Origin of the sequence: Curtobacterium sp. NPDC086286 (genome assembly GCF_044746255.1) — a bacterium.
Taxonomy (GTDB): domain Bacteria; phylum Actinomycetota; class Actinomycetes; order Actinomycetales; family Microbacteriaceae; genus Curtobacterium.
In genome coordinates, this window is sequence record NZ_JBIVBW010000010.1 from 157,513 (window position 1) to 167,224 (window position 9,712).

The 9,712-nt window shown below is 73.8% G+C and carries 8 protein-coding genes; 5 read left to right on the forward strand and 3 right to left on the reverse strand.

Going from position 1 to position 9,712, the window contains the following annotated elements; all coding sequences use genetic code 11:
* Window positions 1–9: 9 nt before the first annotated feature.
* Both ACIPKM_RS17685 and ACIPKM_RS17690 read right to left on the reverse strand, forming a co-directional pair.
* Window positions 10–693: a LuxR C-terminal-related transcriptional regulator gene (locus ACIPKM_RS17685; RefSeq protein WP_402737225.1), complete on the reverse strand. Its 684-nt coding sequence runs from the start codon at window positions 691–693 to the stop codon at window positions 10–12.
* A complete protein-coding gene (locus ACIPKM_RS17690; protein WP_402737226.1) occupies window positions 690–1,919 on the reverse strand; it encodes a PspC domain-containing protein in 1,230 nt (409 codons plus the stop codon). The genes ACIPKM_RS17685 and ACIPKM_RS17690 overlap by 4 nt, the downstream gene beginning before the upstream one ends.
* A gap of 114 nt (window positions 1,920–2,033) precedes the next feature.
* Here ACIPKM_RS17690 and ACIPKM_RS17695 point away from each other — a divergent pair, with 114 nt between their 5' ends.
* The 4 genes from ACIPKM_RS17695 to ACIPKM_RS17710 all read left to right on the forward strand — a co-directional run bounded on the left by ACIPKM_RS17695 (window position 2,034) and on the right by ACIPKM_RS17710 (window position 6,851).
* Window positions 2,034–3,458: a PspC domain-containing protein gene (locus tag ACIPKM_RS17695; protein ID WP_402737227.1), complete on the forward strand. Its 1,425-nt coding sequence runs from the start codon at window positions 2,034–2,036 to the stop codon at window positions 3,456–3,458.
* A gap of 11 nt (window positions 3,459–3,469) precedes the next feature.
* Window positions 3,470–3,790 carry a hypothetical protein gene (locus tag ACIPKM_RS17700; RefSeq protein WP_402737228.1) on the forward strand — a complete coding sequence of 107 codons (321 nt, stop codon included), beginning with the start codon at window positions 3,470–3,472 and terminating at the stop codon, window positions 3,788–3,790.
* Between the two features lie 104 nt (window positions 3,791–3,894).
* Window positions 3,895–5,796, forward strand: a complete 1,902-nt coding sequence (locus ACIPKM_RS17705) for an amino acid transporter (RefSeq protein WP_402717313.1) — start codon at window positions 3,895–3,897, stop codon at window positions 5,794–5,796.
* Window positions 5,793–6,851: an EamA family transporter gene (locus ACIPKM_RS17710; protein ID WP_402737229.1), complete on the forward strand. Its 1,059-nt coding sequence runs from the start codon at window positions 5,793–5,795 to the stop codon at window positions 6,849–6,851. Before ACIPKM_RS17705 ends, ACIPKM_RS17710 begins: the two co-directional genes overlap by 4 nt.
* A 44-nt stretch (window positions 6,852–6,895) precedes the next feature.
* Here ACIPKM_RS17710 and ACIPKM_RS17715 read toward each other — a convergent pair whose 3' ends face one another.
* On the reverse strand, window positions 6,896–8,581 hold the full coding sequence (locus tag ACIPKM_RS17715) for a long-chain-fatty-acid--CoA ligase (protein ID WP_071302943.1): 1,686 nt from the start codon (window positions 8,579–8,581) through the stop codon (window positions 6,896–6,898).
* 60 nt (window positions 8,582–8,641) lie between these two features.
* Between ACIPKM_RS17715 and ACIPKM_RS17720 the strand changes: the two genes are divergently transcribed.
* On the forward strand, window positions 8,642–9,574 hold the full coding sequence (locus tag ACIPKM_RS17720; protein ID WP_071295024.1) for an oxygenase MpaB family protein: 933 nt from the start codon (window positions 8,642–8,644) through the stop codon (window positions 9,572–9,574).
* Window positions 9,575–9,712 lie beyond the last annotated feature (138 nt).

Here is a 9,712-nt window from a genome sequence, read left to right on the forward strand (position 1 = left end):
ACCGGGTGCTCAGAGGAGCTTCCGCTGGAGCGCCCACGCCGTGAGCTCGTGCCGGTTCGACAGCTGCAGCTTCCGCAGGACCTTCGACACGTGCGTCTCCACGGTCTTCACCGAGATGAACAGGTCCGTGGCGACCTCCTTGTAGGCGTACCCGCGGGCGATGAGCCGCATCACCTCCTGCTCGCGCGCCGACAGGCGGTCGAGTTCCGTGTCGACCTGCGCGGTCTCGCCGCTCACGGCGCCGAACGCGTCCAGCACGAAACCGGCCAGCCGCGGCGAGAACACCGCGTCCCCCTCGGCCACGCGGTCGATCGCCTCGGCGACGTCGGCCTCCGACGAGCTCTTGGTGATGTACCCGCGCGCTCCCGCCCGGATCACCCGCACCACGTCGTCCGCCGCGTCCGAGACGCTCAGCGCGAGGAACCGGGTGTCCGGGTGGCCCGGGGCGGAGCGTGCGATCACCTCGGCGCCACCACCGCCCGCACCGCCGGGCAGGTGGACGTCGAGCAGGACGACGCGCGGTCGGGTCGCGGCGACGAGGTCGACGGCCTCGTCGACGGTCGCGGCCTCACCGACGACCAGGAGGCGCGGCGGCAGCCCGGCGCGCACGCCGGCCCGGAAGATGGAGTGGTCGTCCACGATGGCGACGGTGAGCGGTGCGGCCTGCGGCTGCGCGGTGGGGTCGTCGGTCACGGGTGCTCCTCGGTCGGCCGGTCGGGGGCGGTCAGGGGGAGGACCAGACGGACCTCGGTGCCGGTGCGTCCCGGCCCCGGCGCGATCGTCGCGGTGCCACCGATGCGCTGCATCCGGCCGACGATCGATTCGCGGACGCCGTAGCGGCCCTCCGGGACGGCCGCGGGGTCGAAGCCCGGCCCGCGGTCGCCGATGGTGACCTCCACGCGGTCGTGGGCGGTCTCGGCGTACACCCGGACGGTCCCACCGGCGTGCCGAGCGGCGTTGAGCATCGCCTCGCGGGCGGCCGCGACGATGCCCTCGGGCAGGTCGGCCCGCGCCGGACCGATCGCGATCACCTCGACCTGCGCCGGGTACTCGGTCTCGATCTCGACCGCGGTCGCCCGGAGCTGGGCCCCGAGGTCGGCGGTCGGCTCGGCCTGCTCGGCGAACAGCCACGACCGGAGTTCGCGCTCCTGGGCCCGCGCGAGCCGTGCGGCGTCGGAGCCCGGCTCGGCCCGCTGCTGGATGAGCGCCAGGGTCTGCAGGACGGAGTCGTGCAGGTGCGCCGCGATCTCGGCCCGCTCGACGTCCCGCACACGGGCGGCGCGCTCCTCGGCGAGGTCGCGGACGAGCCGGACCACCCAGGGCGCGACCACGACGGCGACGCCGAGCAGCACCGCGGTCGCGGCGGTGAGGACGGTCCAGACGTTCGGGTGCGTGCTGGAGGTGAAGAACAGCAGGATGCCGAGCACGACGAGCACGAGCGCGCCGAGGGCCCGGACGACGAGGGCGGAGGACCCCGCGGCGCGGACGTTCCGGAGGGCGTCGAGTTGCCGCCACGCGAGTGCCGCTCCGGTGGCGACGACGATCGCCGGCACGATGAACGCGAGCGGGACGTCGGCGCCCAGGCGTGAGGCGACCATCGCGCCGCCCGCCGTCAGCAGGGCGATGCCGAGCAGGATCTCCACGACCGGCGCCCGGCGCGCGTGCTCGTCCGGCGCGGCCTCGGCCTCCGCTGCGGGACGGGTCAGCACCGCCCGCAGGGACGTCGGCGTCGCCGGACCCTGGCTCGGCGTCGTCGCCCAGAGCCAGGCGTAGAGCAGGACACCGGCCCCGCCGCACACCGCCAGCACCGCGGTCGCGAGCCGCACCGCGCCGACGGGCAGCCCGGTGTGGGCAGCGAACCCGCCGCACACGCCACCGACGACCCGGAGGGCCGGGCGGGACATCGTGGCGGTCCGCATGGGCCAATCCTGGCACCCCGGGTCCGTCGATCGCGGGCTCCGGGGCGGGGATCAGGGGACGATCAGGGTGAACCCCGATGGTGCCGACCGTCGGCGGCCACGATGCTGGTGGCCATGACACAACAGGACACCGGCGGCCCCGCGTCGGCGACACGGTTCTTCGACTGGATCCGGGGCATCCACGTCACCCGGTCCGACGACCGCTGGCTCGCCGGCGTGTGCGGCGCCGTCGCCGAGCGCACCGGGCTCGACCCGCTCGTGGTGCGGGGCGTCGCGATCGTCGTGGCGCTCCTCGGCGGCCCGGTGTTCCTCGCCTACGCGGCGGGGTGGGCGCTGCTGCCGGACTCGTCCGGGCGCATCCACGTCGAGCGGATGGTCCGCGGGGTGCTCGACCCGGCGCTCATCGCCATCGGCGTCCTCGTGGTCCTGACCTTCGTCCCCGCCGTCCAGGGCATCTGGTGGCAGGGCGTCCCGGTGGCGTGGGGGATGCCCGGCTGGCTCTCGGCCACGCTCGGGACCGCGTGGACGATCGCCCTCGTGGGGTGCGCGGTGTGGCTCGTGGTGGTCCTGGCGCGCCGGGGCTCGCAGCCGGCAGCCGGCGAGCAGGCGGCGGCCGGTGAGCAGGCGGCGCACGGCGAGCCGGCGGAGCCGGGCACGCGCCGCGACTTCTGGACGAGTGCCGACGACCCCGCGCCGACGCCGTGGGCGGCGACGGGCGCGACCACGGCGGGTGGACCCGACCACGTCGCTCCCGGTGGGTCCGCGGCGGGGGCGAGCAGCGCCTCCTGGCAGTGGGACACGACCTCCGCGGCGGACCGACACCGTCAGCACACCGAGCGGATGCGCGCGGAACGGCAGCGTCAGGCGGAACGGCGCGCGGAGCGAGCCGACCGGCTCCCCGGTGCCGGGTACGTCGCCGTGAGCCTGGGCCTCGCCCTCGTCGTCGGAGCCGGCGTCGCGGTGTGGGCGCAGCAGACCGACCTGCCCGTGCCGGTGCTCGGGATCGCCGCCGCGGTCGCCGTGCTCGCCGTGGCGACCGTCGTGGCCGGCGTGCGCGGGCGGGAGAGCGGTGGCCTCGGGCTGTTCTCGACCATCGGGGTCGTCGCGCTCGTCGTGACGGGGGTGCTGCCGACCGGCACGCAGGTCACGGTCGTCGGCGGGACCACCTGGCGGGTGGACGACGTGCGGCCGGGCACCGAGCGGAACTACGCGATGGTGGTCGGTGGGCCGACGCTGGACCTCCGCGGGCTCGACGAGACCGACGGCGGCGGGACGGTGAACCTCTGGCTGGGAGCCGGGGGAGCCGAGGTCCAGCTGCCGACCGACGCTCCCGTCCGGGTCCGGGTGAGCGGCGTCGGGTACGGCGTCGAGCTCCGTCCGGACGACGACGCGGACGACAGCCTCGGTGGCGCGCTCGGCACGACGACCGTCGAGAACCGGGCAGCGCGATCGGCGGACGCCGCCGAGACCACGACCGTGCACGTGTGGGTCATCGGCGGCGGCGTCGACGTGCCGCGCGCCGTGACCGTCGACCAGTGAGGAACGAGACGATGACGAACGACGAGACCACCCCCGACGACCGGACCACCCCCGACGACCGGACCACACCGGTCGACCCGACCACCCCGACCACCTCGACCACCCCGTTCGACGGGGCCCCGGCACCCACTCGCCGCCCGCGCCGAGCACCCCGTTTCGGCACGGTCTTCTGGGGGGTCGTCCTCCTCGTGTTCGCCGCCGCGATGGCCGTGAGCGCCCTGCCGTGGTTCACCGTCGACCCGATGACGCTCCTGCTCGGGGCCTGCCTGACCGCCGGGGTCCTGCTCGTGGTGGCCGGTGTCGCAGCGGTGATCGCGAGACCACGGCGCTAGGACGGCCTACGATCGTGTCCGTGACCGCGACAGACGCCGAGCGGGCCGCGGAACGCGACGCGACCGAGCCTCCCCTCGACCGAAGCACCCGTGTGCGTCGCTGGATGCTGCACGGGGCCGATCAGGGCGCCTCGCACCAGGGCCCGCACCAGGTCGAGGTGGAGAAGACCCACTCGTGGTGGCGCGTCATGTGCCTCACGGGCGTCGACTACTTCTCGACGCTCGGGTACCAGCCCGCGATCGCCGCGCTCGCCGCCGGGCTCCTGTCGCCGATCGCGACGATCGTGCTCGTGCTCGTCACGCTGTTCGGCGCGCTGCCGGTGTACCGCCGGGTCGCGCAGGACAGCTTCCGGGGCGCCGGCTCGATCATGATGCTCGAGAAGCTCCTGCCCTGGTGGGCCGGCAAGCTCTTCGTGCTCGTGCTGCTCGGGTTCGCCGTGACGGACTTCATGATCACGATGACGCTGTCCGCGGCGGACGCGACGGCGCACATCGCCGAGAACCCCTTCACGCCGCACTGGTTCACCGAGATCCCGGTGCCGCTCACGCTCGCGCTGCTGCTCCTGCTCGGGGTGGTGTTCCTCCGCGGCTTCAAGGAGGCGATCGGCATCGCGGTCGCCCTCGTCGCGGTGTACCTGCTGCTCAACGCGGTCGTCGTCGGGGTGTCCCTGTGGCACGTGTTCGAGAACCCGATGGTCGCGAGCGACTGGTGGAGCGGCCTCACGGCGCAGCACAGCAACCCCCTCGTGATGATCGGCATCGCCCTCATCGTCTTCCCGAAGCTCGCGCTGGGCCTGTCCGGCTTCGAGACCGGCGTCGCGGTGATGCCGCAGGTGCGCGGCGACGCGTCCGACGACACGAGCGCCCGACCCGAGGGGCGGATCCGCGGGACGAAGCGCCTGCTCACCGTCGCCGCGGTCATCATGAGCTCGTTCCTCATCACCTCGTCGATCGTCACGACGTTCCTCATCCCGCAGCACGAGTTCCAACCGGGCGGCGGTGCGAACGGGCGGGCGCTGGCGTACCTGGCGCACGAGTACCTCGGTGGCGTGTTCGGCTCCGTGTACGACTTCTCGACGGTCGCGATCCTCTGGTTCGCCGGTGCGAGTGCGATGGCGGGTCTGCTCAACCTCGTGCCCCGGTTCCTGCCCCGCTACGGCATGGCACCGCAGTGGGCGCGGGCGACCCGGCCGCTCGTCATCATCTTCACGCTCATCGCCTTCGTGATCACGATCATCTTCCAGGCGAACGTCGACGCGCAGGGCGGCGCCTACGCCACGGGCGTGCTCGTCCTCATCACGAGCGCCGCGGTCGCGGTGACGCTGTCGGCCCGGCGCAAGCAGCAGAAGAAGCGCACGATCGGGTTCGGCATCATCGCCGTGGTGTTCGTGTACACGACCGTCGCGAACGTCATCGAGCGGCCGGACGGCGTCCGGATCGCCGCGATCTTCATCATCGCGATCGTGGTGGTCTCGCTGGTCTCCCGGGTCCGTCGGTCGTTCGAGCTCCGCGCGTCGTCGATCGAGCTCGACGCCACCGCCCGGCAGTTCATCGAGGCCGACGCCGACCAGTTCAGCTCGGTCTGCATCATCGCGAACGAACCGGGCGCCGGCACGGCCGAGGCGTACCGGTCGAAGGGGCGCGAGGAACGCCGCGACTCCGGCATCCCCGCCCGCGTGCCGACGATGTTCCTCGAGGTCCTGCCCGCCGACTCCTCCGACTTCGAGGAGGACCTCGTCGTCGAGGGCCACGTCATCCACGGGCACCGCGTGCTCAAGGTCCGGTCGGGCAACGTGCCGAACACGATCGCGTCGACGCTCCTCGCGATCCGGGACATCGCCGGCGTCGTCCCGAGCATCTACTTCGAGTGGAACGAGGGCAGCCCGATCCGCAACGCCATCCGCTTCGTGTTCACCGGCGTCGGTGACGTCGCGCCCGTGACGCGCGAGGTGCTGCGCGAGGCGGAGCCCGACGTGAACCGCCGACCGAGCGTCCACGTGTCGTGACGGGCGGGGCGGACGCGAGCCGCGCCTCCAGGCCCGTGGGCGGACTCGCGGCGGTCCTCGTCGCCGCGGGCGTGTGGGGGACCACCGGCACCGCGACGCACTTCGCGCCCGGGGTCCCCGCGTTCGTGTTCGGGGCCGTGACGTTCGGCCTCGGTGGGATCGTCCTCGCCCTCGGCGCCGGTCGCGGCACGCTCCGCGCGGTCGCCGACCCGGCGAGCCGTCGCTGGGCGCTGCTCGGCGCGGCGTCGCTCGTCGTCTACGCGGTCGCGTTCTACGCGGCCCTCGCCGACGCGGGCGTCGCGCTGGGCACGACGGTGGCCATCGGGTCGTCGCCCGTGTTCGCGGGGCTCGTCGAGTGGGTGGCGGACGGGAGGCGCGTCACGCGCAGGTGGGTCGTCGCCACCCTGGTGAGCGTGGTCGGGATGGTCGTCGTGACGCTCGCGCGGTCCTCCGAGCATGCGGGCGCGTCGGGTGGTTCCGACCGGGACGGGTCGCTCGTGCTCGGGCTCGGGAGTGCGCTGCTCGCCGGTCTGACGTACGCGCTGTACTCGTGGGCGGTCGCGCGGGGCATGCGTGCGGTGTCCGTTCCCGTCGCGCTGCCCGGCGGTGTGTCCGTCGCGGATCGTGCTTCGCTGCTGGCTCGCGCGTCCCTGCCGGCTCGCGCGTCGCTGCCGGGTCGCGCTTCCTTGCCGGCTCGCGCGTCCCTGCCGGGTGAGCGTGGACTCGTCGGTGCGGTGTTCGGGCTCGCGGCGGTCCCGCTCGTGGTGCTCGCCGTCGTGGGCGGGCAGGCGTCGCTCGGGGTCGCGGCGAACTGGCCGGTGTTCCTGTACCTCGCGCTCGTGCCGACGGTGCTCGGGCACTCGCTGTACGCCGTCGGGCTGCGGTCCGTGAGCGCCTCGGTCGCGACGCTGCTGTCGTTGTTCGAGCCAGTCGTGGCCGCGGTGCTCGCCGTGCTCGTGGTCGGGGAGCACCTCGGTGCCGGCGGCTGGGTCGGCATCGGGCTGGTGGTCGTCGGGCTGGCGGTCCTGGCCGTGCCGGAGCGGACGCGCGCCTAGCGGTGCGGGTGCGCCGCCAGGGACGCGCTGCCAGGGGTTCGCCGCTACTCGCCGAGGATCTGGTCGCGCACCTTCCGCCGCAGCACCTTGCCGATCATCGAGCGCGGCAGGTCCTCGACCACGACCACCCGGCGGGGCACCTTGTACGCGGCGAGGTGCTCGCGCGACCACGCCCGCAGGGCATCGGCGTCGAACGTCGCGGGGTCCTTCGGCACGACGGCCGCGACGACCTGCTCGTTGCCGCCCTGGGTGATCCCGACGACCGCGACCTCGCGCACGCTCGGGTGCTTGAGCAGGGCGTCCTCGACCTCGGTCGGGGAGACGTTGAACCCGCCGGTGATGATGAGCTCCTTGAGGCGGTCGACGATCCGGACGTACCCGTCGGCGTCGATCGCCACGATGTCACCGGTCCGGAACCAGCCGTCCGGCGTGAAGACCTCGTCGGTGGCCTCGGCCTTGCCCCAGTACCCACGGAAGACCTGGGGCCCGCGGACCTGGAGCTCGCCCGGCTCGTCGGTCCCGAGGACCTTCGTCGGGTCGTCCGGGTCGGCCACCCGCGCCTCGGTCGAGGACAGCGGCAGGCCGATCGACCCGAGGCGCCGGGCCGGGGACACCGGGTTCGCGAGCAGGACGGGGGAGCACTCGGACAGGCCGTAGCCCTCGACGAGGTAGCCGCCGGTGCGGGCCTCCCACGGCTCGACGACCTCCTTCGAGAGCGCCATCGCCCCGGAGATGCCGATCTCGATCCCCTCGAGCGAGACCTTCGCGGAGTCCGCCGCGTGCTGCAGCCGCGCGTAGATCGGGGGCACCGCCGGCAGGAACGTCGGCGGGTGCTTCTTCATCGCAGCGAGCACGAGTGCCGGGTCGAACGTCGGGAACAGCACGAGCCGCGAGGCCATGCTCATCGCGAAGGTCAGGCAGAGCGTCAGGCCGTAGGCGTGGAACATCGGCAGGACCGCGTAGACCACGCTGCCGTCACCGGGCTGGATCTGCGGGACCCACGCCCGGGCCTGTGCGGCGTTCGCGATGAGGTTGCCGTGCGACAGCACCGCACCCTTCGGTACGCCCGTCGTGCCGGACGTGTACTGGATCAGGGCGACGTCGTCGGTGGCGGGTCGGGGGTGGCGCTTCGACAGCTTCCGGTTCGACACGAGGTCGTCCCACGGCGTCGTGCCGCGCACCGTGGTGGTCAGCTTCGCCCGGGACTCGCGGGCCTTCGCGACCGGCAGCGACAGCGCGATCCGGGTCCCGCGCGGCATCGCGCGGGTGAGGTCGACCGAGACGATCGCGTCGAGCTTCACGTCCGAGGGGAAGTCCTGCAGCGTCGCCACCGACTTGTCCCACGCGATCGCGACCTTCGCGCCGTGGTCCTCGAACTGGTGGCGGAGCTCGCGCGGCGTGTACAGCGGGTTGTGTTCGACGACGACGGCGCCGAGGCGGAGCACGGCGTAGAAGGCCACGATGTGCTGCGGGCAGTTCGGCAGCACGATCGCCACCCGGTCGCCCGCGGTCACCCCGAGCTTGCGGAGGCCGTTCGCCGCCCGGAGGATCTGCTCCTCGAGCTCGGCGTACGTCGTCGTCCGCTTGAAGAACTCGAGTGCGACCTTCTTCGGGAAGCGCCTGGCGGACCCCTCCACGATGTCGTAGAGGGAGCCGGTCGGCTCGTCGATGTCGTGCGGGACCCCCGGGGCGTACGAGGCAAGCCAGGGACGAGGCGTGTCGATGCTCACGCCGACCAACCTAGTGGGCCACCCGAGCGCGTTGTCAGGGGCACGACGGACGATGGCGTCATGCCCTCTGTCGCCGATGCCTTCCGATCCCGTCTCAACGACACGTTCACCGGTGGTGCGACGGAGCGCCCGGCCTGGATCGACGAGCTCGAACAGGGCACGGACGCCGGGTTCTTCGGGCCCGGCTCCGCCACCTGGTCGGTGCACGGCGGGAAGCAGACGATCCTCGCGGGTGTCCGCGCCCTGCTCGTCCAGGCGCTCCACCCCGGGGCGCTCGCCGGCGTCGCCGACCACTCCCGCTACCGCGAGGACCCGTTCGGCCGCCTCGCCGGCACCATCCGCTGGATCTACACGGTCTCGCACGGCGACACCACAGCGGCCCGGTCCGCGAGCGCCTGGGTCCGGAAGCTCCACGAGCGCGTCCGTGGCGAGTACGTCGACGGCCACGGGGTCACGAAGCCGTACGCCGCGAACGACCCGGACCTCGCCCGGTGGGTGCACCTCGCGTTCACCGACGCCTTCCTCCGCAGCGCGCAGCTGTGGGGCGAACCCATCCCCGGCGGCGCCGACGCCTACGTCCGCGAGTGGGCGATCGCCGGCCGGCTGATGGGCGTCGAGGACGCCCCCGAGTCCGACGCCGAGCTCCGCGCCCAGATGAACGGGTACCTCGACCGCGGGGAACTCGTCGCGACCGCGCGGACGCTCGACGTCGTCCGGTTCATCAAGGACCCGCCCCTCGCACGCCTGCTGCGCCCCGGGTACCGGGCGCTCTTCGACGGCGCGGTCGTCTCCCTCGATCCGCGCCACCGCTCGATGCTCGGGTTGCGGACGCCTGCGGTCGGGCCGGTGGAGTTCCCGGTCCGTCGGACCGCGGGCGTGGTGCTCGACGGCATCGGTGCCGTGCTCGGGCACCAGCCGGGGACGGAGCGCGCGGCGCTCGTGCGGATCGCGCGGCTGGGCGGCGAGCGGCGGATTCCGGACGCGACCGTCTGACGGCCAGGAGGCGGGGGGGCCCCGGGGCCCCCCCCCCCCCCCCGGCCGGGGGGGGGGGGGGGGGCGGGTGGAACGCGGGCACCCCCGGGGGGTGCGCGGCCCCCCCCCGGGAGGCCGGGGGGGGGAGCGGGGCCCCCC